Source organism: Streptomyces sp. NPDC027189 (genome assembly GCF_055566975.1).
On record NZ_JBVHRI010000034.1, the window covers coordinates 1 to 25,012 of the forward strand.

The 25,012-nt window shown below is 70.4% G+C and carries 17 protein-coding genes; 9 read left to right on the forward strand and 8 right to left on the reverse strand.

Annotated elements, in window-relative coordinates; genetic code table 11:
- The first annotated feature begins 415 nt into the window (after positions 1-415).
- Positions 416-865: a PTS sugar transporter subunit IIA gene (locus tag ACZ4RZ_RS43875; protein WP_467753162.1), complete on the forward strand. Its 450-nt coding sequence runs from the start codon at positions 416-418 to the stop codon at positions 863-865.
- A gap of 80 nt (positions 866-945) precedes the next feature.
- Positions 946-2,616: a phosphoenolpyruvate--protein phosphotransferase gene (gene ptsP / locus ACZ4RZ_RS43880; RefSeq protein ID WP_467753163.1), complete on the forward strand. Its 1,671-nt coding sequence runs from the start codon at positions 946-948 to the stop codon at positions 2,614-2,616.
- Positions 2,617-2,684: 68 nt separating this feature from the next.
- Here ptsP and ACZ4RZ_RS43885 read toward each other — a convergent pair whose 3' ends face one another.
- Entirely contained in the window at positions 2,685-3,578 is an 894-nt protein-coding gene (locus ACZ4RZ_RS43885; RefSeq protein WP_467753164.1) for a hypothetical protein, read from the reverse strand.
- Between the two features lie 300 nt (positions 3,579-3,878).
- On the opposite strand from ACZ4RZ_RS43885, the gene ACZ4RZ_RS43890 reads away from it, so the two are divergent.
- On the forward strand, positions 3,879-4,265 hold the full coding sequence (locus ACZ4RZ_RS43890; RefSeq protein ID WP_467753165.1) for a hypothetical protein: 387 nt from the start codon (positions 3,879-3,881) through the stop codon (positions 4,263-4,265).
- Positions 4,266-4,347: 82 nt separating this feature from the next.
- Here the strand turns inward: ACZ4RZ_RS43890 and ACZ4RZ_RS43895 are convergent, their stop codons facing one another.
- Positions 4,348-6,315 (reverse strand): acetoacetate--CoA ligase, encoded by a 1,968-nt coding sequence (locus ACZ4RZ_RS43895; RefSeq protein ID WP_467753166.1) that lies wholly within the window; start codon positions 6,313-6,315, stop codon positions 4,348-4,350.
- A 213-nt stretch (positions 6,316-6,528) separates the two neighbouring features.
- Between ACZ4RZ_RS43895 and ACZ4RZ_RS43900 the strand changes: the two genes are divergently transcribed.
- Positions 6,529-8,907 (forward strand): glycoside hydrolase family 31 protein, encoded by a 2,379-nt coding sequence (locus ACZ4RZ_RS43900; protein ID WP_467753167.1) that lies wholly within the window; start codon positions 6,529-6,531, stop codon positions 8,905-8,907.
- A gap of 91 nt (positions 8,908-8,998) precedes the next feature.
- Here ACZ4RZ_RS43900 and ACZ4RZ_RS43905 read toward each other — a convergent pair whose 3' ends face one another.
- A complete protein-coding gene (locus tag ACZ4RZ_RS43905) occupies positions 8,999-9,535 on the reverse strand; it encodes an NUDIX domain-containing protein (RefSeq protein WP_467753168.1) in 537 nt (178 codons plus the stop codon).
- A 240-nt stretch (positions 9,536-9,775) separates the two neighbouring features.
- Between ACZ4RZ_RS43905 and ACZ4RZ_RS43910 the strand changes: the two genes are divergently transcribed.
- The 5 genes from ACZ4RZ_RS43910 to glpK all read left to right on the forward strand — a co-directional run bounded on the left by ACZ4RZ_RS43910 (position 9,776) and on the right by glpK (position 16,456).
- Positions 9,776-10,201: a Zn-ribbon domain-containing OB-fold protein gene (locus ACZ4RZ_RS43910; RefSeq protein WP_467753221.1), complete on the forward strand. Its 426-nt coding sequence runs from the start codon at positions 9,776-9,778 to the stop codon at positions 10,199-10,201.
- 28 nt (positions 10,202-10,229) lie between these two features.
- Positions 10,230-11,420: a lipid-transfer protein gene (locus ACZ4RZ_RS43915; protein ID WP_467753169.1), complete on the forward strand. Its 1,191-nt coding sequence runs from the start codon at positions 10,230-10,232 to the stop codon at positions 11,418-11,420.
- A gap of 422 nt (positions 11,421-11,842) precedes the next feature.
- The gene (locus ACZ4RZ_RS43920) at positions 11,843-13,486 is read left to right on the forward strand and encodes an EAL domain-containing protein (RefSeq protein WP_467753170.1); all 1,644 of its coding nucleotides are present in this window, start codon (positions 11,843-11,845) and stop codon (positions 13,484-13,486) included.
- A 695-nt stretch (positions 13,487-14,181) separates the two neighbouring features.
- Entirely contained in the window at positions 14,182-14,922 is a 741-nt protein-coding gene (locus tag ACZ4RZ_RS43925) for an MIP/aquaporin family protein (protein WP_467753171.1), read from the forward strand.
- A 13-nt stretch (positions 14,923-14,935) separates the two neighbouring features.
- Complete coding sequence (gene glpK, locus ACZ4RZ_RS43930; RefSeq protein ID WP_467753172.1) at positions 14,936-16,456, forward strand: glycerol kinase GlpK; 1,521 nt, start codon at positions 14,936-14,938, stop codon at positions 16,454-16,456.
- Between the two features lie 186 nt (positions 16,457-16,642).
- On the opposite strand, the gene ACZ4RZ_RS43935 is transcribed toward glpK, so the two are convergent.
- From ACZ4RZ_RS43935 to ACZ4RZ_RS43955, 5 genes are read right to left on the reverse strand one after another with little or no spacing between them, the layout of a single operon-like run.
- Positions 16,643-17,248 carry a GTP-binding protein gene (locus ACZ4RZ_RS43935; RefSeq protein ID WP_467753173.1) on the reverse strand — a complete coding sequence of 202 codons (606 nt, stop codon included), beginning with the start codon at positions 17,246-17,248 and terminating at the stop codon, positions 16,643-16,645.
- The gene (locus tag ACZ4RZ_RS43940) at positions 17,229-20,873 is read right to left on the reverse strand and encodes a hydantoinase B/oxoprolinase family protein (protein WP_467753174.1); all 3,645 of its coding nucleotides are present in this window, start codon (positions 20,871-20,873) and stop codon (positions 17,229-17,231) included. Before ACZ4RZ_RS43940 ends, ACZ4RZ_RS43935 begins: the two co-directional genes overlap by 20 nt.
- 24 nt (positions 20,874-20,897) lie before the next feature.
- Complete coding sequence (locus ACZ4RZ_RS43945) at positions 20,898-21,293, reverse strand: DUF742 domain-containing protein (protein WP_467753175.1); 396 nt, start codon at positions 21,291-21,293, stop codon at positions 20,898-20,900.
- 9 nt (positions 21,294-21,302) lie between these two features.
- Entirely contained in the window at positions 21,303-21,743 is a 441-nt protein-coding gene (locus tag ACZ4RZ_RS43950) for a roadblock/LC7 domain-containing protein (RefSeq protein ID WP_467753176.1), read from the reverse strand.
- Positions 21,740-24,688, reverse strand: coding sequence for a sensor histidine kinase (locus tag ACZ4RZ_RS43955; protein WP_467753177.1), 2,949 nt, complete (start codon positions 24,686-24,688; stop codon positions 21,740-21,742). The genes ACZ4RZ_RS43950 and ACZ4RZ_RS43955 overlap by 4 nt, the downstream gene beginning before the upstream one ends.
- Positions 24,689-25,012 lie beyond the last annotated feature (324 nt).

Here is a 25,012-nt window from a genome sequence, read left to right on the forward strand (position 1 = left end):
TTTTGGCACGCTGTTGAGTTCTCAAGGAACGGACGCTTCCTTTGTACTCACCCGAGAGACTCTCTCAGGCTTTCCTCCGGGCGCTTCCCTTCGGTGTTTCAAACTCTATCAGTGTTTTTCCGTCTCGCTGACCATCGTCCTGCGGACATGCAGAACGAGACCCCGAGATAGGATCTGACAAGTTGGGTGCTGCCAGGCAAGGACGCTTGGTCGCGTCGCTCAGCCTCAAGCAGGAGTACGACTGTACACGGGGCCCGGGAGCGGGCGCAAATCGTTTGCGCCGTTCTCTACGGCCGCCAACCGGGACGTCCCATGCGGAACCGGTAGTTCATATGACATACCCTGCTCAACAGTGCGCCGTCCGGGACAGGCAGTGACGGCTCATATAAAAATCTCCACCCCTGGGAGGCTTCCCATGACCACCGTGACGTCCCCTATTGCAGGACGCGCCATCGGACTCGCCGCGGTACCTGATCCCGTGTTCTCCGGGGCGATGGTGGGCCCCGGCACCGCGATCGACCCGGTGCGCGAGCCCTCGGAGGCTGTCGCCCCCGTGGACGGAGTGATCGTCTCGCTTCACCCGCATGCTTTTGTCGTCGTCGACGACGAGGGGCACGGTGTGCTCACGCACCTGGGCATCGACACCGTACAACTCAACGGTGAAGGCTTCGAGCTGCTCGTCAACAAGGGTGACACCGTCACGCGGGGTCAGAGCGTCGTGCGTTGGAACCCGGCCCTCGTCGAGGAGGCCGGCAAGTCCCCGGTGTGCCCGATCGTGGCGCTTGAGGCCACCGCCGACTCTCTCTCCGACCTCCAGGAGGACGGCGACACGAAGGCCGGCGACGTCCTCTTCACCTGGCGCTGACATCAGGGCCGTCAGAGACGGCGACTTGGACAACCACCACCGCGGCGGCGGGACCCGCCGCACTATCGGAGACGGGTGAGATGGAGACAACGCTGCGAGGCGTCGGCGTGAGCCACGGTGTGGCCATCGGCGAGGTTCGGCACATGGGAACGGCGGTTCTTGAGCCGCCTGCCAAGCAGATCCCTGCGGAGGACGCGGAGCGCGAACAGGGGCGTGCCCGCCAGGCCGTGGAGGCTGTGGCAGCCGACCTGATTGCGCGCGGCAATCTGGCGGGGGGCGAAGCCCAGGCGGTGCTCGAGGCCCAGGCCATGATGGCCCAGGACCCCGAGTTGATGGCGGATGTGGAACGTCGTATCGCGGTCGGCAGTACGGCCGAGCGCGCCGTCTACGACGCGTTCGCCGCCTACCGCGCGCTGCTGGCCGGCGCCGGTGAGTACCTCGCCGGCCGGGTGGCCGACCTCGACGACGTGCGGAACCGTATCGTCGCGCGGCTGCTCGGGGTGCCCATGCCGGGTGTCCCGGACAGCGACGAGCCGTACGTCCTTATTGCTCGTGACCTCGCGCCCGCGGACACCGCGCTGCTCGACCCGACTCTGGTGCTCGGTTTTGTCACCGAGGAGGGCGGGCCGACCAGCCACAGCGCGATCCTGGCGCGTGCGCTTGGCGTTCCCGCCGTGGTCGCGCTCCCCGGTGCCGGTGAGCTCGCCGAAGGCACGATGATCGCTGTGGACGGCAGCACCGGTGAGATCTTCGTGGAGCCGAGCGCGGAGAAGAGGACACAGCTGGAGGCCGCGGCGGCGGAGCGCAAGGCGGCGCTGTCCGCGTCGACGGGTCCGGGTGCCACCTCCGACGGTCACAAGGTGCCGCTGCTGGCGAACGTCGGCGGTCCGGCGGACGTGCCGGCCGCTGTCGAGGCCGGTGCCGAGGGTGTCGGTCTCTTCCGTACCGAGTTCCTCTTCCTGGACGACAGCAAGAATGCGCCGTCCGAAGAGAAGCAGGTCGAGGCCTACCGTCAGGTGCTCGAGGCCTTCCCCGAGGGCCGCGTCGTGGTGCGGGTGCTCGACGCGGGAGCCGACAAGCCGCTCGAATTCCTGACTCCGGCCGACGAGCCGAACCCGGCGCTGGGTGTGCGGGGTCTTCGGTCGCTGCTCGACCACCCCGAGGTGCTGCGTACGCAGCTGACCGCCCTCGCGAAGGCTTCGGAGGGGCTGCCGGTCTATCTCGAGGTCATGGCTCCGATGGTCGCGGATCGCACCGACGCCAGGGCGTTCGCGGACGCGTGCCGTACGGCCGGGTTGCAGGCGAAGTTCGGCGCGATGGTGGAGATCCCCTCGGCCGCGCTGCGGGCGCGGTCGATCCTGCAGGAGGTCGAGTTCCTGTCCCTGGGGACCAACGACCTCGCGCAGTACACCTTCGCGGCCGACCGGCAGGTGGGTGCGGTCTCTCGTCTGCAGGACCCGTGGCAGCCCGCGCTGCTCGACCTGGTCGCGCTGTCCGCGGAGGCGGCGAAGGCCGAGGGCAAGAGCTGTGGTGTCTGCGGTGAGGCCGCGTCGGACCCGCTGCTCGCGTGTGTGCTGACCGGTCTGGGCGTCACCTCCCTTTCCATGGGTGCCGCGTCCATTCCGTATGTCCGGGCCACGCTGGCCAAGTACACGCTGGCCCAGTGTGAGCGTGCGGCCGCGGCCGCACGTGCCGTGGACACGGCCGAAGAGGCGCGTACGGCGGCGCAGGCGGTGCTGTCCGGCGAGTAACCGGGCCGCGTCGTCGCCCGACCGGTGTCCAGGGGCGCTCCACCCACGGGTGGGGCGCCCTTTCGCGTTCAATGCGTGTGGCCCGTCCCTTGTCCTTCGTCTCCGAGGCCGGGTGGCACGCAGTAGTCGACACCCGATTCCGGGGAGACGAGGTCACCGGAATCGGTGTCGGTGCAGTAGGCGTCGAAGACTTCCGCGGCGGTCAGGGGTTCCAGGTCTTCGCCGCGCAGGCGCCATCCGTAGACACAGTCGGTGGTATCGGGGGCGGTGGTGCGCATGACCAGTCCTCCGGCGCTCCGTGTCGCGATGCCAAGGGCCAGCACCGTGGTGAATTCGAGGGCTTCTGTCTCGTCGAGGCGGGTACCGCCCCCTGGGTCGCCATCGGCTCGGAGTACGGCGACGAGCGTCTCTGGGGCTGCCGAGACGCTGCATACGAGGTGCAGGTCGCCGCGGCGCGCGGTATCGAGGATGCGGGCGAGCAGGTGGGAGGCGCGGGCGAAGGACGCTCGGCCGATGTCCTCACCACAGGACGCGCAGTTGCCGATGCGGGCCAGGAGTGTGCTCGCGTACTCCCAGGTGGCCTGGCGGATGGCCTCGTCGACGAGGTCCGGGACGAGTTCGTCGAGAGGCTGTCCGTCGTACGGAACGGTGGGGCCCGTAGTGGCCAGCTCGGCGGTGAAGCGTGTGCGGCTGGCCGGGGCGTCGGGTTCCAGGCGGCTTTCGGCGCAGAATTCGGCGTACTCCTCGGGGTCGAAGAGTGCCACCGTGGTGTGGCTGCCCTGGGCGGCGAGGGTCCTGAGCAGGGCTTCCACCTGTTGGAGGTAGGTGGTGTGGTCGTCGAAGGCGAACGTGCGGTAGCGCCGCATCGCCGTGAAGTCCTCTTCGTCGGTCAACAGGCCGATGGTGCCGGCGATTTCGCGGCGCAGTACGCGTCGCATGGTCTGGTGCTGGGTGTGCGCCATGTTTCCCCCTGTGCGCAGTCGATCAATGCTCACTCACAGTAACTGGCGGCACTGACAATGCCGGGCGGGCGAGGTGGTCGCGCACCAGACGGTGCTGAAACAGGCAGGTCACGGCTATGGTCGCGCCGAATGCAGTCCAGCCGAGGGGACCGATGGCGATGGCCGCGGTGACGGCCAGTGGTCCGACGCTGCGTTGGGCGGACTGCGCCGGTCCGTGGACGCCGAGGTAGGCGCCTTGCGCCGTGTCGGGTGCGCACCTTGGCCACGGGCGATCTGGTGCGTTGGGTGCATGTGCGGACCGTGAGCAAGTTCCTGGGGACCGATCTGCGGTCGGCCGCGGCGGCCTGCGATCCGACGACGCTGGCTCGGCACGACGGTCGGCTGCTGTTGACGTCGGGCTGGGTCAGCCATCTGTTGCAGGAGACGGTGTACGGGCTCGTGACGGACGACGACACACGCGCGTTGGTGGCGCGTGCCCGGGAGACGTATGGGCTGCGGCGCAGTGCCCTCGCCCGGGAGCTCGCAGGGCGTGGGATCGAGGCCCACGGTGTGAGCGGGATGAACCGCTGGGTGCCCGTGCGGGACGAGTCGGCCGTCGTGAACGGGCTGAGGTCGTACGGGTGGTGTGGCGGCGGGTGCGCGCTTCCGGCTCGCTTCCGGACCCGGCGTACGGATCTCGGTCGCTGATCTCGAACCCGCCGACGCGGTGCGGCTGGCCTCGGACTTCGCTGCCGTGCTCGGCGAGCCCAAGGCCACCTACGGGGGATGATCAGGCGCGCTTGCGGGCCAGGTCTTCGTAGAAGCGCAGCAGTTCGACGTTGTCCACGGAGCCGACGTTGACCGCCTTCTCCAAGGAGGCGCCCTGGAGGAGGCGTTTGACCGGGACCTCGATGCGCTTGCCCGTGAGGGTGTGGGGCACGCCGGGTACCTCGATGACCTCGTCGGGGACGTGGCGGGGGGAGAGTTGTTCGCGGATGGTCTCCTTGATGCGCTTCAGGAGGGCCTCGTCGAGCACGGCTCCCGGGGCGAGGTGCACGAAGAGGGGCATCCAGTAGCCGCCGTCGGGCTGTTCGATGCCGATGACGAGCGACTCCTTGATCTCGGGGAGGCGTTCGACGGCTTCGTAGATGTCGGCCGACCCCATGCGCACGCCCTGGCGGTTGAGCGTGGAGTCGGAGCGGCCGTGGATGACGACGGAACCGCGTGAGGTGGCGGTGATCCAGTCGCCGTGGCGCCACACTCCGGGATACGTGTCGAAGTAGCTGTCGTGGTAGCGGCTGCCGTCGGGGTCGTTCCAGAAGCGGATGGGCATGGACGGCATCGGGTTGGTGACCACCAGCTCACCGACTTCGTCGGTGAGAGGCTTTCCACTGGGGTCCCAGGACTGGAGGTCGGTGCCGAGGCCGGGGGCCTGGAGTTCGCCGATGTACACCGGGAGGGTCGGTACGGCTCCCGCGAAGCAGGAGCACACGTCCGTGCCGCCGCTGACGGAGGCGATCCACAGGTCCTCGCGGACCTCGTCGTGCAGCCAGCGGAAGCCGTCGGGCGGAAGGGGCGAGCCGGTGGTGGCGACGCACTGCACGCGCGCGAGGTCGAAGTCGTGGGAGGGGCGGACGCCCGCCTTTCGGCACGCCATGACATACGCCGCGGAGGTGCCGAAGAGGGTCGCCCCCGTGCGTTCGGCGATGCGCCACTGGGCGCCCGTGTCCGGATACCCCGGGCTGCCGTCGTACAGGACGATCGTGGTGCCCGTGAGCAGGCCGGAGACGAGGAAGTTCCACATCATCCAGCCCGTTGACGTGTACCAGAAGAAGCGGTCCTCGGGGCCCAGGTCGCAGTGCAGGCCGAGCTGCTTGAGATGCTCGACGAGGATGCCGCCCTGGGACTGGATGATGGCCTTGGGGAGGCCGGTCGTTCCGGAGGAGTAGAGCACCCACAAGGGGTGGTCGAAGGACACCTCCTCGAAGACGGGCTCCACGTCTGCGGAGGTCAGGGCGGACCACTCCAGAGCGCCCTCGGGTGCCTCGGTGCCGAGCAGTGGGATGTGCACGACGGCGCGCACGGTGGGCAGTTCCCGGCGCAGCTCGGCGACGGTGTCGCGGCGGTCGTGCTCCTTGCCGCCGTAGCGGTAGCCGTCGACCGTGAAGAGCACGACGGGTTCGACCTGCTGGAAGCGGTCGAGGACGCTGCGGGCGCCGAAGTCGGGGGCACAGGACGTCCAGACGCCCCCCACGGCGGCTGTCGCGAGCAGGGCGACCACGGCCTGCGGAATGTTCGGGAGATAGCCGCTGACACGGTCTCCGGGGCGTACGCCGAGGGCGCGCAGCTCGGCGGCCAGGGAGCCGACCTGGCGGCGCAGCTCGGACCAGGTCACCGGGATCGGCTCATGGGTCTCGTCGACGTAGAGGAGGGCCGGATCGTCCGCGCGGGACTCCGCCGCACGGAGGGCGTGCTCCGCGTAGTTGAGCGTCGCCCCGGGGAACCATTCGGCGCCGGGCATGGAGCGGTCGCCGAGCACGCGCGCGTAGGGCGTCGAAAACCGTACGTCGAACCACTCGGTCACGGCTTGCCAGAACGTGTCCAGCTCGTCCACCGACCAGCGGTGCAGCCCCGCGTAGCCGCCGCCGGACGGGGCTCCGTGATGCTCGGCCGCCCAGGCCTGGAATTTCGTGATCTGCGCCTGGGCGATGCGTTCCTCGGTGGGCTGCCAGAGCGGTGAGGGGTTCGCGGTGGACATGGGGCGGCTCCAGGACTGTGCGCGTCGTGTGCGTCTGTCGCGCACGAGCAGGGGTGTGCGCGTCACGCGGCTGACACGGACGATGCCATGTGATCGACTTCTGCACCAGGGTGCGCCACACATAGTCGGCAGAGTGAAGATGTGGCGTCGCCACGGGTGAACGGGAGTTGAACGACTCACCCATTTGGCGCCGGCAATGGCAGGGTGAGCAGCATGGACGGTCGTGACCTGGTGCGTTCGATGAAGTCGGTCGGTTCGGGGGGTGTCACTCAAAGGTTGCGCACCATGCGGGCCGCGTGGCGTAGGAGGCGTGCCGACGCCACCGGGTTGCCGCGGCAGGGCGCCGAGCGGGCGCGGGTACCCGGGCCGGTGCGCGGTGTGGAGCCGGGGCCCGGCGGCGGTGTCGTCCGGTTCACGCGGTCCGAGCTGCGGATCATGGTCGCGGTGAACGGAGCGGTGTTCTGGGGCTGGGACGGGGTCGGCCCGGAGCCGTCGTACGCGCTCGCGGGCCGCTGCCCGGAGCCGGACCCGCGCGCCGTCCTGGAGCCGGACAAGGACGGCGGCTGGCGGGTGGTGGCCGAACGGGCGACCGTCGTCGTGTCGCGGCACGGAGCGGTCGAGGTGCGTACCCCCGGTGGTGTGATCCTGCGCCGCGACCTGCCGCCTCGCTGGTGGGAGCCGGTCGACGGCGGCGGGGCCCGCTGGATGCAGCGTTCCGAAGTGGCCGCCGACGCGCGGTTCTTCGGCCTGGGCGGGCGCGCGGCGGGTCCCCGGCTGCGCGACGGGCAGTACCGGCTGTGGAACACGGACCCGGGCCAGGCCTTCGGGCCCGGCGACGATCCGCTGTACATCACCATGCCCGTGCAGATGGTGGTCGCGGACGCTGCCACGCACCTCGTGTTCCACGACACGTCGTGGGACGGCACGGTGACCCTGCGCGAGGGCGAGGAAGGGGCGGGCTCGGGGCACGACCGGGCCGGGACGTGCGAGCTGCGGATGGACGGCGGCCCGCTGCGCTGCTGGGTGATGGTGGGCACCCCCGCGCGCGTGCTGCACGCGTGGGCCTCACTCACCGGAGCGCCCGCACTGCCGCCCGTGTGGGCGCTGGGGCACCATCACGCGCGGTGGGGCTTCGGCAGCGAGCATGAGGTGCGGCGGATCGTCGCGGGGTACCAGGAGCGTGGTCTTCCGCTCGACGCGGTCCACCTGGACATCGACCATTACGACGCGCACCAGGTGTTCACGGTCGACCGGGAGCACTTCCCGAAGCTGCCCGTGCTCGCCGAGGAGCTGCGCCGCGACGGCATCCGCCTGGTGTCGATCGTCGACCCGGCGGTCAAGGCCGAGCCCGGCAACACCGTGTACGACAGTGGGCTCGCCGAGGACGCCTTCGTACGGGACGCCTCGGGGCGGCTTGTGCGGGGTGTCGTATGGCCTGGAGAGTCGGTCTACCCGGACTTCACGCACGCGCGCGTGCGGAATTGGTGGGGCGGACTGTACGAGGAGCGGCTCGCGCAGGGGTTCGCCGGGTTCTGGCACGACATGAACGAGCCGACGTCCTTCACGGCGTTCGGGGAGTCGACGCTGCCCCGCTCGGCCCGGCACTCCCTGGAGGGGCACGGCGGAGACCATCGCGAGGCGCACAACGTGTACGCGCTGGGGATGGCCCAGGCAGCGTACGAGGGTCTGCGTGAACTGGCGCCCCAGGAGCGGCCGTTCCTCTTCTCGCGGTCCGGGTGGGCCGGAATGCAGCGCTACGGAGGGACCTGGTCCGGGGATGTGGCCACGGGCTGGCCCGGGTTGCGGGCCTCGCTGTCACTGGTGATGGGGCTCGGGCTGTGCGGGGTGCCCTACTCGGGGCCCGATGTGGGCGGCTTCGACGGGAGTCCGTCGCCCGAGCTGTATCTGCGGTGGTTCCAGCTCGGCGCGTACCTCCCGCTGTTCCGTACGCACGCGAGTCTGCGCGCGGGGCGCAGGGAGCCCTGGGAGTTCGGTGACGAAGTCCTGGAGCACGCGCGCGTGGCGCTCGTCGAACGGCGGCGGCTGCTCCCTTACTTCATGACACTGGCGCATCTGGCAGGCCGAACCGGTGCGCCGTACGTGCGACCGGTGTGGTGGGGTGCGCCCGAGGACCGGGCGCTGCGCGACTGCGAGGATGCCTTCCTGCTCGGCGACTGCCTCCTGGTGGCGCCCGTACTGGACCACGGGGCGGACCGGCGGGCGGTGCAACTGCCGCGGGGACGCTGGTACGACACCGTCACCGAGGAGGCGTACGAGGGGCCGGCCCAAGTGCTGATCGACGCCCCCTTGTCGCGGATTCCGGTACTGGCGCGGGCCGGCGCCGTCGTGCCCGTAAGGGGAGCCGACGGCAGTCTGGAGCTGGAGGCATGGGCTCCCGCGCGCGGACGCAGCGGGGGCGGGCTCGTCGTGCCGGACGCGGGCGACGGATGGGAGGAGCCGGAGATCGAGCGCTATGTGACGCGCTGGGAGGGTCGGCATGTGGTCGTGCGACGAGAAAGCGAGGGCGGCCTGAGCGAGCCGCCGTATCCCGTTCGGGTGCGCGGGCTCGGGACAGAATTGAGGGATCACTGAGCATCCCGAGCACGCGCCTTGAGGCGTACGGATACCCGGCGGGGCTACAGCTGCACGGGGTCCCGAGTGTGTCTCGGGGTGCGCGGGCCCTTCAGACGTACCGCCCCTCGAACCACGCCCGCACGGCCAAGGTGTGCAGCGGGAAGGCGAGTTCGGCCGGTCTGCGCAGCAGGTGCCAGCCCTCCGTCTCGTCGGTGGCCGCGGATGGCGGCAGTTCGGCGGCCGGGCGCTCCGGGAGAAGCCCGAAGAGCAGCAGATGCCCGGCGGGAGAACTCATCGCGTCGGCGAGCCGCACTTCCCGGCTCGCCGCGTCGATGCCCGTCTCCTCCTTGAGCTCGCGCACGATGGCGTGCCGCCAGTCCTCCCGGTGGTCGATGAACCCTCCGGGCAGGGCGATGCCTCCGCGCGCGGGGGCGATGGTCCGGGTGATGACGACCAGGGACGTTCCCCTGGCGTCGTACACGGGCTGCAGGGCCACCGCGACCGGCAGCGGATTGCGGTAGGCCACGGTGCCGCAGGCGGCGCAGGTGCGGGGCCAGCCGGAGATGGCCTCTCCATAGGGTGCGCCACAGCTCGAACAGTGCGAGTCCGGTGCGAAGTCGGCGGGCGGGTGCGGGGTTGCGGACACGCCGCGGACTGTATCCGATCACTGGACGGACGTCTTTACCAGAGCGCGCCCTCATGGGTACGGCGGAACGGACTGAATCACCCCCCGTAGGCCCCCAGCTGTCCCCCCGGTGCTCCGATGCCTGAGCGGCGCCTGTGGTTCGTCCCGACGCCCTGCCCAATTCCCGTGGCCCGTGGCACACTTCTGACGTTCCGTCAGATCCAGTACCGTGGAGGGGCCTTGTCGCGTACACGCACGCCTGTGGTCGCCGGGTGGTTCGCCGGGGAAGGGGAGGACTTCCGCCTCCTCGGTACGCGCTGCTCGACGTGCTCCTCGGTGTTCTTCCCCCGCGAGGACACCTTCTGCCGCAATCCGGGCTGCCCTGGCCGAGAGCTGGCCGAGGTGCCGCTGTCCCGACGCGGCCGCGTCTGGTCGTACACGGACAGCCGGTACCGGCCACCGTCACCCTATGTGACCGATCCGGAACTCTCCTGGGAGCCCTACGCGTTGATCGCTGTGGAGCTGGAATCCGAGCGCATCGTGATACTCGGCCAGGCGGTTCCCGGGATCACCGTCGCCGACCTGACGGTGGGCATGGAGGTGGAGGTCGTCCCCGGTGTGCTGAACGAGGACGCGGAGACGACCTGGACGACGTGGCACTGGCGGCCGACGGGGGTGACGGCATGAAGGGCATTGTGGCGTACGGGGTGACGGCATGACCGGCGACGTGGCGGTGCTCGGCGCGGGCATGCATCCGTGGGGCAAGTGGGGGCGGGGGTTCGTCGAGTACGGGGTGGCGGCGGCGCGCGCGGCGCTGGCCGACGCGGGACTCGACTGGCGGGACATCGGCTCGATCGTGGGCGCGGACACCGTGCGTGGCGGCTATCCGGGGTACGTGGCCGGGGCGACCTTCGCCAAGGCGCTGGGCTGGCAGGGGGCCCGGGTCGCGAGCGTGTACGCGGCGTGCGCGTCGGGGGCGCAGGCTCTCAACACGGCTCGGGCGCAGATCCTTTCGGGCCTCGCGGACGTCGTGCTCGTGGTGGGTGCGGACGCGGCGCCCAAGGGGTTCTTCCGCCCGGCGGGCGGGGACAGGCAGGACGATCCGGACTGGCTGCGGTTCCGCGTCCTCGGGGCGACGAATCCGACGTACTTCGGGCTGTACGCACGGCGGCGGATGGCCCTCCACGGGGACACGCTGGAGGACTTCGCGCAGGTCAAGGTGAAAAACGCCGCTCTGGGGGCGCTGAATCCCCACGCGCGGTACCGAAAGAGGGTCACCGCCGAGGAGGTCGCCGGGTCCGCGGTCGTCTCCGATCCGCTGCGACTGCTCGACATCTGCGCGACCTCGGACGGCGGCGCGGCCGTGGTGCTGTCCAGCATGGAGTTCGCGCGCCGGCACGGGGCGGCGGATCCCGTGCGGATCCGCGCGGTGTCCACGGTGACGCCGCGCTATCCCAACACGGTGCTCGATCTGCCCGACATCGCCACGGACTCCGCGGTCGCGGTGGAGCCTGGGGCCGACACCTTCCGGGCGTCGATCGCGCGCGCGGCCTACGAGGAGGCGAGCATCGGCCCCGAGGACCTCTCACTGGCCGAGGTGTACGACCTCTCCACGGCCCTGGAGTTGCAGTGGTACGAGGATCTGGGGCTGTGCGGGGAGGGCGAGGCGGCCAAGCTGCTGCGAGAGGGCGCGACGGCACTCGGCGGGCGCATACCGGTGAACGTGAGCGGCGGGCTCGCCTCCTTCGGGGAGGCCGTTCCGGCGCAGGCCATCGCCCAGGTGTGCGAGCTGACATGGCAGTTGCGGGGCAGCGCGGGCGACCGGCAGGTCGCCGGGGCACGAGTGGGGATCACCGCGAACCAGGGGCTCTTCGGACACGGGGCGTCGGTCGTCGCCGTACGCTGAATCGGCAGGCGTTCGCGGGCAGTCGTCCGGGCGAATGTCCTCGTGCGTTCGCTCCGGCAACCGTCCTCGTGCGCTCGTTTCAGCGCCGGTCCTCGTGCGCTCCTTTCAGCGCCGGTCCTCGTGCGCTCGATTCGCCGCCGGTCCTCGTGCGCTCCTTTCAGCGCCGGTCCTCGTGCGCTCGATTCGCCGCCGGTCCTCGTGCGCTCGTTTCGGCACGTGTCCTCGTGCGCTCGTTTCGGCACGTGTCCTCGTGCGCTCGTCCCGGTCTCGGCGACCGGCCGCGTGTGCTCATCATGGGTTCGGGGACCGGCCGCATGCCCTGGTCCCGGCGGCCTCCACACCCACTGTGACGAGCTCGGAATCCTGCGTGAACAGCTCGTGAATCGCGCCCGGGTATGCGCGGGCGGCGCCATCATTCTGCCGTGCCCTCCTGGACGGATACTGTCCGCTTCGCCTTCCAACCGGTCGTCAATCTGACGACCGGCGGGGTTGCGGCGCTGGAGATACTCGCCCGTCCGGAGGCCGGTGACATCCTGGCGCAGGCCCGCCGTGACCCCGAACTCGACGGCCGGCTGGCCGCGCTGGCGATCCGCGCCGCGGCCCGCAAGGAGACGCTGCTGCCGCTGCACGTCAATGTGTTCGCCGGAACCCTGGCCGACCTCGGCGGGCTCGCGGCGATGCGCGAGGCGGTGCGCGAGGCCGGGCGGCTGCCGTGGGAGGTGACCGTCGACGTCGGGCCGCCGTACACCCACGTACCGCAACACGCCCTGCTGGAGGCGGTGGCCGCGCTGCGGGGCGAGGGCTTCCGGATCTGCGCGGACGGGGTGGGCGACGGCGACGTACCCCTGCGGCTGCTCACGGATCTGGCGCCCGAGCTGATGAAGCTCGACGTGTCCCTGCTGACGCGGCCCGCGGCGGTACGGGCGATGCGGACGCTGTGCGAGCAGTTGGGCGCGCTGCTGTCCGTCGAGGGGGTCGAGACCGAGCTGCAGTGCGCGGCCGCGGTGTCTGCGGGCGCGCAACTGGCACAGGGCGAGCTGTTCGCGCCGCCCGCTCGGCTGCCCGCAGCGGACGTATACGTTCCGGCCCTCTCCCCCGGCGTCGCGTCGACGCCCCGGTCAGGGCCGTCCGTACGACAGTTCGTGCGGCCGGCGGCGCTGCTGCCCGCCACCGCCTCCGCGGGGCAGGTGCGGGCGCTGCTCACCGGTTCGACCGACGTGTCCGGGGTGCTGCTCGTGGATTCCTCCGGGATCCCGGTCCGGTCGGTGCACCGGTCGCGGTTCCTGCTGTCGATGTCGGGGCGCTACGGGCATGCGTTGTACGCTGACCGGCCGGCCGCCAAGCTCGGCGATCCGCCGCGCACGGTCGGCGTCGACGCCACCGCGTGGGAGGTTCTCGACGTGGTCGCGGACGGGGAGCGGGATCGCACGTCGGACGACGTCGCGGTCGTCGACCGATACGGGCGGTGCGTGGGTGTCGTACGGCTCGCGGATCTCGTACGTGCGCTGGCCGAGAGCCGGGTCGAGGAGGCGGCGGGGCTCAACCCGCTGACACGGCTGCCCGGTTCGGACGCGATCACCGGCGAGGTGGACCGACGGATCGCGGACGGCCGGATGTTCGCGCTGAGCTGGCTGGACGTCGACCACTTCAAGCAGGTCAACGACGGGGCGGGGTTCGCGGCGGGCGACGAGCTGATCCGGGCGGTCGGACGGGCGTTGCAGCACGCGGCGTCCGAGGCGACGCGGGTGGGGCACATCGGCGGGGACGACTTCCTGGTCCTCGCGGACCCGGACACCCTGGACCCGCTGGCCCACTCGGTGCTCGACACGCCCTGGTCCGCGGGCGGACGCATCGTCACGCTGTCGCTGGCCACGGTGCTGTGCGCGCCAGGCAGCGTGACCGACCACCGGCAGGCGGCCGCCTGCCTGGCGCCTCTCAAGCAGGCCGCGAAGGCCCTGAACGGGGCGAGTTGGGTGCTGGGGCGCGCGGGTCTGCCGGGCCACGAGATCCGCCGCGGCTCGGGGGCGGCACCGACCCAAACGTCCGGGCATACGCTGACGGGCTGACCGCTCGGCCCGGGGACCGGTTGACCGCCCGCCTCGGTTGACCGCCGTGTGCCGTCCAGCCGACCCTCCGACCCGGAAGACGGCCGGCCTGCCGGACCTCGGACCGGGAAGACGGCCGACCAGCCGGACCTCGGACCCGGAGGACGGCCGACCTGCCGGACCCTCCGACCCTCCGACCCTCCGACCCTCCGACCCTCCGACCCTCCGACCCTCCGACCCTCCGACCCTCCGACCCTCCGACCCTCCGACAGCGATGGTGCACGAGCCGGTCGACCATCGGTCCTCGGCGCGTCGACGCCGATCGGGCCCGGCGGTTTGCCGTCCGGAGTCGAAGGGTCCGGCCGCTCGCCTGCGCCCTGCCCTGGGCCGGCCGTCGGCGGGGCCTCGCCTCGCGCCCTCTTTGCGGCCCTCGAACCGTTGCGGTCCGCGACCTTGACGCCCCCTGGGCACCGGTGAACACTTCCGGGTGTCAGTCGGCATCGCCGCATTCGGGCGTCTACAGGCACCGCTCCGCTCGGGTTTCCGACCTGTACCCACGGGCCGTCCCCCACGGGCGATTCCGCTGCGACGGCACGCTCGTCACGGACGCCGGGCGGGGCGCGGGACTCCCTGCCTTCGGCTGAAGTAGCCATGGGAAACGCACCCTGCACGGTGGCCCGGGGCCGATCGCCCCGGGCGAGGGCCTAGGAGCCGCCATGAGCAACGGAGACATTTTTGTCGGCGAGTTGATCGGCACAGCAATTCTGATCCTGTTCGGCGCGGGAGTATGCGCCGCTGTCACGCTCAACAAGTCCAAGGCACAGGGAGCGGGCTGGGTGGTCATCGCCTTCGGGTGGGGCTTCGGCGTGCTCGCTGGTGCGTACACCGCGGCACCGCTGTCCGGAGGACAGATCAATCCGGCGGTGACCATCGGCTTCGCGATCGAGGGCTCCACGAAGTGGGAGGACGTGCCCTTCTACATCCTCGGGCAGTTCGCCGGAGCCATCGTCGGAGCCACGCTCTGCTGGCTGCTCTACCTCGGCCAGTTCAACCTCAACGCCGAAGAGGACAAGGCCATCGAGACGCTGGGGATCTTCTCGACACGGCCCGAGATCAACAACCCCGTGCAGAACCTGATCACCGAGATCATCGCCACCGCCGCCCTGATGCTGCCCATCCTCGGGCTGGTCGGCGGGAGCAAGCACGTCGCGGGCATCGGCGACGCGGGCCTGCCCGTCCTGCTCATCTCCCTCCTCGTCGTCGGCATCGGCCTCTCGCTGGGCGGCCCCACCGGGTACGCCATCAACCCGGCCCGCGACCTGGGGCCGCGCCTCACCCACGCGCTGCTGCCGATTCCCAACAAGGGCACCTCGGAGTGGAGTTACTCCTGGATCCCGGTGGTCGGCCCGATCGCGGGTGCCGCCATCGGGGCCGCGATCTACAACGCAGCCTTCTGACGAAGGGGACGTCATGACGGACCATGCCGAGAAGTACGTCGCCGCAATCGACCAGGGCACGACCTCAAGCCGCTGCATCATCTTCAACCAGGACGGCGCGATCGTCGCCGTCGACCAGCGCGAGCACCGCCAGATCTTCCCGAAGCCCGGCTGGGTGGAGCACGACGCCACCGAGATCTGGTCCAAGGTGCAGGCGGTGGTCGCGGGCGCGATCGCCAAGGCCGGTCTGCGCGCCGACCAGGTCAGCGCGCTCGGCATCACCAACCAGCGCGAGACGACGGTCCTGTGGGACCGTGCCACCGGCAAGCCCGTGCACAACGCGATCGTCTGGCAGGACACCCGTACGTCCGCGCTCTGCAACGAGTTGGGCGGCTCGGACGGACAGGACCGTTTCCGCGAGCAGACCGGACTGCCGCTGGCCAGCTACTTCTCCGGGCCCAAGGCGGCCTGGCTGCTCGACAACGTGCCGGGGCTGCGCGCGCGTGCCGAGCGTGGCGAGATCGCCTTCGGCACCATCGACTCCTGGCTGATCTGGAACCTGACCGGCGGCACGGACGGCGGGCAGCACGTCACCGACGTGACCAACGCCGGGCGCACCATGCTGATGAACCTCGAGACGCTCCAGTGGGACCAGTCCATCCTCTCCGCGATGAACGTCCCCGAAGCGGTCCTCCCCGAGATCAGGTCCTCCTCCGAGGTGTACGGCACCGCAGTGGGCCAACTCTCGGGCGTCCCCGTCGCATCGGCGCTCGGTGACCAGCAGGCGGCGGTGTTCGGGCAGGCCTGCTACGACGTGGGCACGGCGAAGAACACCTACGGCACGGGCAGCTTCCTGCTGCTCAACACCGGTAACCGGCCCGTTCCTTCGAAGAACGGTCTGCTGACGACCATGGGGTACAAGATCGGCACCGAGGCGCCGGTCTACTGCCTCGAAGGGTCGATCGCGATCACCGGGGCGCTGGTGCAGTGGTTCCGCGACCAACTCGGCATCATCCGCAGCGCCGACGAGATCGAGACACTGGCGGCGAGCGTGGAGGACAACGGCGGCGCGTACATCGTGCCCGCCTTCTCGGGCCTGTTCGCCCCGTACTGGCGCTCCGACGCGCGCGGGGTCGTCACCGGGCTCACGCGGTACGTCACGAAGGCGCACCTGGCCCGCGCGGTCCTGGAGGCGACGAGCTGGCAGACACGTGAGGTCGTGGACGCCATGTTCCAGGACTCCGGGGTGCAGATCACCACCCTGAAGGTGGACGGCGGCATGACCAAGAACAATCTGCTGATGCAGCACCAGGCGGATGTCCTCGGGGTGCCGGTGATCCGTCCGAAGGTCTCCGAGACCACCTGCCTGGGCGCCGCATACGCGGCCGGGCTCGCGACGGGTGTGTGGAACGACCTCGACGAGCTGAAGTCGCACTGGCAGAAGGACGTCGAGTGGACGCCGGCCATGGAGGCCTCCGTGCGCGACCGCGAGTACCACAACTGGCGTAAGGCGGTGGAGAAGAGCTTCGGCTGGCACGAGGACGAGGTCGGCTGAGACAGGGGTCTACGCGCGCGTGCGTCTCGCGTGAGCCACGCGCGCGTGCATGACTGCGGCCCGTACCCCGGTCGGCGGGGGTACGGGCCGTACCTATGCATCGGCGGGCCGTACCGTGCGTCAGGTCACGACACGTGCGGGCTCTAGCCGTGGTCAGGTCATGACATGTGCGGGCTGTAGCCGTGGTCAGGTCATGACCGTCTGGCGGCGGTCGGCGGCGTACGCCATCGCGTGCTGGACGACTGCGATGAGGACCTCCTTGACGGATTCCCGGTCCCGCGCGTCACAGAGGACGACCGGTACTCCGGGGTCGAGGTCCAGCGCCTGGCGGACGTCGTCGGAGGGGTAACGGGCAGCGCCCTCGAAGCAGTTGACGCCGACCACGAAGGGTATGGAACGGCGCTCGAAGTAGTCGACGGCGGCGAAGCAGTCCTCCAGGCGACGGGTGTCGGCGAGTACGACGGCGCCCAGCGCGCCGGTGGCGAGCTCGTCCCACAGGAACCAGAAGCGGTCCTGCCCGGGGGTCCCGAAGAGGTAGAGCACCAGGTCCTCGCGGAGCGTGATGCGGCCGAAGTCCATGGCGACGGTGGTGGTGTGCTTGCCCTCCACGCCACCGGTGTCGTCGATCGGCCGGCCCGCCTCGGTGAGCACCTCCTCGGTGCGCAGCGGCTTGATCTCGCTGACCGCGCCGACGAGGGTCGTCTTGCCCACGCCGAAGCCGCCGGCCACGAGGATCTTGAGCGTGACGGGCTCGACCGGGGGCTTGCCGCGCTCAGAACGCCCGAAGATCATCGATCTCTTCTCCTGCTTGATGGGGGTCGTGCGGCGGTGGGCCGTAGCCCCCGCCGCCGGGGGTTTCGATGACGAGTACGTCGCCGGGGCCGACGTCCGTCGAATCACTTCCGCCAAGTTCGGTGACTGTGCCGTCCGCGCGCTCGACACGGTTGGCGCCGAGCGCTCCGGGCGCGCCGCCCGCCATGCCGTAGGGCGGCACCCGGCGGTGCTGGGACAGCGTGGAGACGGTCATCGGCTCGAGGAACTGGATGCGGCGCACCGCACCGTCACCGCCACGCCGGCGCCCGGCGCCGCCGCTACCGCGCCTGACTGCGAACTCTTCGAGCCGGACGGGCAGTCGCCACTCCAGGACCTCGGGGTCGGTGAGCCGCGAGTTGGTCATGTGGGTCTGCACGACGGGCGCGCCGGGGAAACCGTCGCCCGCGCCAGATCCGGAGGCCACGGTCTCGTAGTACTGGTACCGCTCGTTTCCGAAGGTGACGTTGTTCATGGTGCCCGAGCCCTCGGCCTGCACTCTCAGGGCCGCGTACAGGGCGCCGGTGATGGCCTGGGACGTCTCCACGTTGCCCGCGACCACGGCGGCCGGGGGCTCGGGGGCGAGCATCGAACCCGGTGGCACCACGATGTCGAGGGGCCGCAGACAGCCGTCGTTGAGCGGGATGTCGTCGGCGACCAGGGTGCGGAAGACGTACAGGACCGCGGCGTTGACCACCGCGAAGGGTGCGTTGAAGTTGGTGGTGAGCTGCGGAGAGGTACCGGTGAAGTCGATGGTCGCGGAGCGTTTTTCGCGGTCTACGCGGACGCGGACTCGGATGACGGCCCCGGAGTCGGTCTCATAGGCGAACTCACCGTCTTCAAGGGCGTCGATGACGCGGCGCACCGCTTCTTCGGCGTTGTCCTGGACGTGCTTCATGTACGCCTGGACCACGTCGAGCCCGAAGTCCTCGATCATGCGGCCGACTTCGTCGACGCCCTTCCGGTTGGCGGCGATCTGGGCGCGCAGGTCGGCGAGGTTGGTCTTCGGGTTGCGCGAGGGGTAGGGCGCCTCGGTGAGCAGGGCCAGGGTCTCGGCCTCGCGGAAGCGGCCGTTCTCGGCGAGCAGCCAGTTGTCGAAGAGGATGCCCTCCTCGTCGATGGTGCGGCTGTTCGCGGGCATGGAGCCCGGTGCGATGCCGCCGATCTCGGCGTGGTGGCCGCGCGAGGCCACATAGAAGAGGATCCGCTCACCCTCCGTGTTCTCCGTGCTTCCTGTGTCGAAGACCGGGGTGATCACGGTGACGTCCGGGAGGTGGGTGCCGCCGTGGTACGGGTCGTTGACCGCGTACGTGTCACCCGGGCGCATGCTGTCGCCGCGGCGCCGGATGACTTCCTTCACGCTCGTGCCCATCGAGCCCAAGTGGACAGGGATATGAGGGGCGTTGGCGACGAGGTTGCCTTCGGGATCGAACAGCGCGCAGGAGAAGTCCAGGCGCTCCTTGATGTTGACCGACTGGGCTGTGGACTCCAGGCGGGCGCCCATCTGTTCGGCGATGGACATGAAGAGGTTGTTGAAGACCTCCAGGAGAACGGGGTCGGCTTCCGTGCCGAGATCGGAACTCTCCGTGACCGCGACGCGTTCCATGACCAGATGCCCGTCGTCGGTCGCCGCGGCCCGCCAGCCGTCGTCGACGACGGTTGTCGCGCTGGCCTCGGTGATGATCGCGGGGCCGGTGACCGCCTCGCCCGGGGGCAGTTCCTCACGGCGATGCAGGGGGACGTGGCGCCAGGCACCACCGGTGTGCAGGCTGACCGTCTCCGAAGCGGCTGGGCGGCCTTCGACGGCCGTTTCGTAGGGAGCGAGGGCGGAGAGATCGGGGGGGTCGGTGAGACCGGTGGCTTCTACGGACAGGGCTTCCACGACGACCGGACGATCGAGGATGAAGGAGTAGGTGGCGCGATGACGTTCTTCGAAGCCGCGGGTCATGGTGTCGGGCGCGGTGAGCTCGACCGTGAGCGCTGTGTCCGTGCCGTCATAGCGGAGCTGGGCGCGGCGGGTGACCTGAATGCGGCCCTCGGGCACGTCCTCGGCGAGGAGTTCGGCGCGGGCGGCGCCCTCCAAGTCGTCGGCCGTCTTGAGGATTCCGGGCATCGAGGAGGCTTCCAGGGGCGCCTCCACGGACTGCTCGCGCATGGCCGTCGTATCGGCGAGTCCGATGCCGAGGGCGGACAGGACACCTGCCATGGGCGGGACGAGGACGGTACGGATGCCGAGCGAATCGGCGACCCTGCACGCGTGCTGGCCGCCCGCGCCCCCGAAGGTGGTCAGCGCGTACCGGGTGACGTCGTGGCCCTTCTGCACCGAGATCCGTTTGACGGCGTTGGCGATGTTGGCCACGGCGATCTGGAGGTAGCCCTCGGCCACCTGCTCCGGGGTGCGGTCGTCGCCGGTCCGCTCACGGATCTCGCGCGCGAGGGCGGCGAACCGGTCGCGGACCAGCGCGTCGTCGAGGGGCTGGTCGCCGTCGGGGCCGAACACCCGTGGGAAGTGGGCGGGTTGGATGCGGCCAAGGGCGACGTTGGCGTCGGTCACGGTGAGTGGGCCGCCGCCGCGGTAGCAGGCGGGCCCGGGGTCGGCGCCCGCCGAGTCGGGACCCACGCGATAGCGGGAGCCGTCGAAGTGGAGCACCGAGCCGCCGCCCGCGGCGACGGTGTGGATGTCCAGCATGGGCGCGCGCAGCCGGACCCCGGCGATCTGGGTGGTGAAGACCCGCTCGTACTCGCCCGCGAAGTGCGAGACGTCCGTGGACGTACCGCCCATGTCGAAGCCGATGACGCGGTCGAAGCCGGCGAGCTGCGACATCCGGGCCATGCCGACGATGCCGCCGGCGGGTCCGGACAGGATGGCGTCCTTGCCACGGAACTGGCCCGCTTCGGCGAGACCTCCGTTGGACTGCATGAACATCAGCCGCACGCCCTGGAGTTCGTCGGCGACGTGCTGGATGTAGCGGCGCAGTACGGGGGACAGATAGGCGTCGACGACGGCCGTGTCACCGCGTGGGATGAGCTTCATCAGCGGGCTGACCTCGCTGGAGAGCGAGATCTGCGGGAAGCCGATGCGGGCTGCCAGCTCGCCGACGGCTTGCTCGTGGGCGGGGTGGAGGTGGCTGTGCATGCAGACGACGGCGACCGCGCGGATCCCGGAGTCGTAGGCCTCCTGGAGGGGCCCGGCGAGGGTGTCCAGGTCGGGGGCGCGCAGGACCGTGCCGTCGGCGGCGATCCGTTCGTCGACCTCGATGACACGCTCGTACAGCAGCTCGGGCAGTTCGATCGCGCGGGCGAAGATGCGGGGGCGGTTCTGATAGGCGATGCGCAGGGCGTCGCGGAAGCCGCGGGTGACGACGAGGAGGGAGCGCTCACCCTTGCGTTCCAGGAGAGCGTTGGTGGCGACGGTGGTGCCCATGCGGACGGCCTCGATCTCCCCGCCCTCTTCGAGGAGCTCACGCACGCCCGCGACCGCCGCGTCGGCATACCTGGCCGGGTTCTCGGACAGCAGCTTGTGCGTGAGCAGGCGGCCGTCCGGGCGCCGCGCGACGATGTCGGTGAAGGTGCCGCCTCGGTCGACCCAGAACTGCCAGCCTGTCACGTCTGTTCCCCGCTTCCGCCCAGCTCAGAGCGCCCGGAGGCCGTTGATCACGTCGCGCAGAATACTCTCGTCCGGTAGCTCGGCAGGGGGTACGGGGCGTGTCACATGGACCATTTCCTCGTCGACCAGGTCCCCGATGAGGACCCGTACCACTCCGATGGGCAGGTCGAGTCCGGCGGCGAGTTCGGCGACCGACTGGGGGGCGTCGCGGCAGAGTCCGACGATGTCCACGTGTTCCGGGGACAGCGTCTGGTCCGCTTCCGGGTCGTCGGCGTGTGGTTCCGTGACGACCACCGCGATCAGGTCGAGGCGGTGCTGGGCCGGACTGGTGGTACGGCCGCGTGTCATGGCGTACGGACGAACCACCGGTCCGGCCTCGTCGTCGAACCAGTGGCGTTTTCCCTGACCGTCTCCGCTCATGTCATCCCACTACCCGCCCGAAGGCAGATCGGTGCGCGGAGTGGCCGCCAGATGTACGCCGACCCGCTTGACGAGGAGCGTCATCTCGTAGGCGACCTGCCCGACGTCGGAGTCGGCGTCCGTGAGGACAGCGAGGCAGCTGCCGTCACCGGCGGCGGTGACGAACAGGAAGGCCTCGTCGAGCTCGACGACGGTCTGCCGGACGCTGCCCGCCTCGAAGTGGCGGCCGACGCCCTTGGCGAGGCTGTGGAAGCCGGAAGCGACCGCGGCCAGGTGCTCGCTGTCCTCCCGGGTCAGATCCTTGGAGGCCCCGGTGGCAAGGCCGTCGCCGGAGAGCACGATCGCCTTGCGGATGCTGGCGACGCGGTCCACCAGTTCATCGAGAAGCCAGTTCAGCTCGCCTGACGCCTTGCTGGTCGTGGTGGGCCCTGCGGCCTTCGGTGCGGTCATCGACCGTCCCCCTTTGTCGTTCCTGGTGCTGTGCCGTCCTGGGCCTCGTCGCCCGCGGCGTTCTCCTGACGGCCGCGCTGCCAGCCCCGCTGGAGCGAGGCCATCCGGTTGCGTACCTCGTCGGCGTCGCGGTCGGCAGGGTCCGCTCCCGTGCCGTGGCGAGCCTTGTCTCGCTCGGTACGACGTTCGGGGCCGGCCTTCAACTGCGGCGCCAGATTGGCCTGTCGGACGCGGCGAGGCAGCGGGCCCACACCCGATTCTGCCTCTCCCGTCACGGCGTCGGAGCGCGGGGTGGTCTCGCCCGTACTCGGCGACGCGGGGGTGCGACGGGTGCGCTTGGGGAGGGCGGGGGCATCGCGGAGGCCGGACGCCTCACGCAGACCGGGCGCCTCATGCAGACCGGCGGTCTCTCGCGCGCCGGAGGCTTCGCGAAGGCCTGGGGCCTCGGAGCGCTCGCCGCCGCGCCGTGCCGGGGTCTCTCGGCCGTCACCGCGCCGGGTCGGCAGCGGCTTCGCGCCGTCGAGCTCGAGGGTGCCGCGCTCCGCCGGCTCCAGGTTCTGCACCGGCTCCAGACTCTGCAGCGACTCGAAGTCCTCGGCGAGTTCCTCGTCCGTCTCGTCGCGCCTCGACCTCGTCTGGGTCACGGGACGGCCGTGCGAGCTGACGAGCTTGGGAGCCCGACGTCTCGGCAGCGGGACGGGGGCGGCATCCGCAAGGTCGCCGTCGCCGGAGCGGGCGGGCTCGCCACGGCTGTCGCCCTCCTGCTGATGCTGTTCGCCGGGGACGCCGACGATGGAGCGGCGCGGCCGGAACAGACCGCCGCGTTCGCTGTCCTCGTCGTCGAGGGCGCCCGGGAATCCGGTGAGGGGGTCGAGCCCCCGGTCCAGGTCGACCGGCGCCTCCAGTTCGACGGGACCGTCCAGGATCGAGGCGGGCAGTCCCGGGAGCCGCACGGGCACCTGGGAGAGCGCGGCCTTGCGGTTCTCCTCGATCTCGCCCTCCTTGGTGGGCAGCGCGCGGTCCAGGCGGAAGCCGATGCCGTTGGTGTCCGGGACATCGTCGGTGAGCAGCGCGTCGGCGATGAACACCACCGCGGTGGTGCCGCCGTACGGGGAGGGCTGGAGGGAGACGCGGGCGTTCTGCCGCTGGGCGAGCCGGCTGACCACGAAGAGGCCGAGCCGGTCGGTGTCGGAGAGTTCGAACTCGGGGGTCTCGGCGAGTCGCAGGTTGGCGTCGAGGAGCGCCTCGGCGGCCATGCCCAGGCCGCGGTCGTGGATCTCCAGGGTGAAGCCGTTGGCGACGCGCTCGCCGAGGACCTGGACGGCGGTGTGCGGGGGTGAGAACACCGTGGCGTTCTCCAGGAGTTCGGCCACCAGGTGGGTGAGGTCGGCGACCGCGGGTCCCGTGACGGCGACGCGCGGAAGACGCCGCACCTCGATGCGCTCGTAGTCCTCGACCTCGGCGACGGCTGCGCGGACGATGTCCATGAGCTGGACCGGCTTGCGCCACTGCCGGGAGGGGGCGGCGCCGGAGAGGATGACGAGGCCCTCGGCATGGCGGCGCATGCGCGTGGTCAGGTGGTCGAGGCGGAAGAGGTCGGCGAGTTCGTCGGTGTCCTCGGTCCTGCGCTCCATCGTGTCGAGCAGGGTGAGCTGCTTGTGGAGCAGGACCTGGCTGCGCCGGGCGAGGTTGACGAAGACCTCGGAGACACCGTGGCGCAGTTCGGACTGCTTGACGGCGGCCTCGACGGCGGCGCGCTGAAGGGTGTTGAGGGCCTGGCCGACCTCGCCGATCTCGTTCTTGTCGTACTCCAGGCGCGGCACTTCGGTCTCGACGTCGACCTGTTCGCCGGCGGAGAGGCGACGCATGACGCTGGGCAACCGGACGCCGGACGCCTCGTGGGCCTCCAGGCGCAGTCGGCGCAGATCGCGGATGAGACTCCGGCCGATGCGTACGGACATGACGAGCGAGACCAGCAGGGCTATGAGCCCGAGGACGCCCGCGATGACCGCCTTGACGATGACGCCCATGGCCACGGGCCGAACCCGGTCCTGATAGCGGTCGCCCGCCTTGTCGTCGAGGTCGCCGAGTTCGTCCAGAACATGCCCGGCCACCCTGTCCCAGCTTTTCGCGGTCACACCGCGGGGCGAGCCCGCGGCCGAAGTGACGACGGACTGCTCGGCCACACGCAGGGGCGCCGTGTCGGCGTTCTTCCAGTAGCGCTCGTAGCGTTCGCGCTCCGAGGAGGGCAGCAGCGGCAGGCTGATGTCGTAGAGCAGGGTGCGCTGGACCACCAGGTCGGAGATGTCGCGGATCTCGTCGCGCGAGATACGGCCCGCGACGAGTGCGGAGCCGAGGAGGGCGTCTTCGCGGGAGAGCAGCTCACGGGCGCGGGTGACGTTGAGGAGGGCGCGGGCCTGCTTGTCCATCGTCACGTTGTCGACGCCGTCGAGGGAGGTCAGGAGGGCGTAGCAGGGGTCCACGAGATGGTTGTACTGGTTGAGGGCCTCGGCGCGGGGCACCGTTCCGTCCTCGACGCTGCGGCGCAGCGAGTCGATGCTGCCGACGGCGTCCAGGATGGAGGTGAGACGCCCCGCGGTGCCCTCGCCCATCTCCTCGCGCAGGTCCTCGTCCTTGGCGTTCTTACGAATCTTCGCCACGGCCCGGTCGGTGGCGGTCCTGCTGCGCTTGAGCGCCGCAAGCCCGTCGGAGGCGCGGGGATCGGCCAAATAGACGAGGGTCTGGCGACGTTCCTGCTGGAGGACGCGGACGGTGTCCTCGGTGGGGTAGCCGATCTTCTCCACGATGTCCGACACGTTGAACAGCTGGTTGGCCGCGCGGCCCGTGAGCACGGTCGCGAAGGCCCAGATCGCGGTCAAGGACACCAGCGGCACGAGGAGCAGCGCCACGATCTTCCGGCGGATGGACTTCCCGCGAAAGCGCATGGCCTCCCCCAGCTCGCCCCCCTTTGGCCCGGGGGTACACATGTGCGTCAACAAACGGCGTGAGCCTACTACCGACGCACAGGTAACTCGAAGAGCTGTCCGGGCGCAGCCCCCGCGCGACGGGAACGAGACATGGGCAGTTGTCCGTTCATTGGGGGAGATTGCCTCCCCGAATCCGGCACTTGGGGCCGACCGGATCGGAGCGGTGAACTTGGCCAGTTGGCTGGATTTTTTCGCTCGTTGGGAATCTTCGCGGCATGTCGTTCGTCCTTCTGTACGGGAGATGGGGGCGGAATCGGTCACAGGGGCCGCATGCCGCGCTCA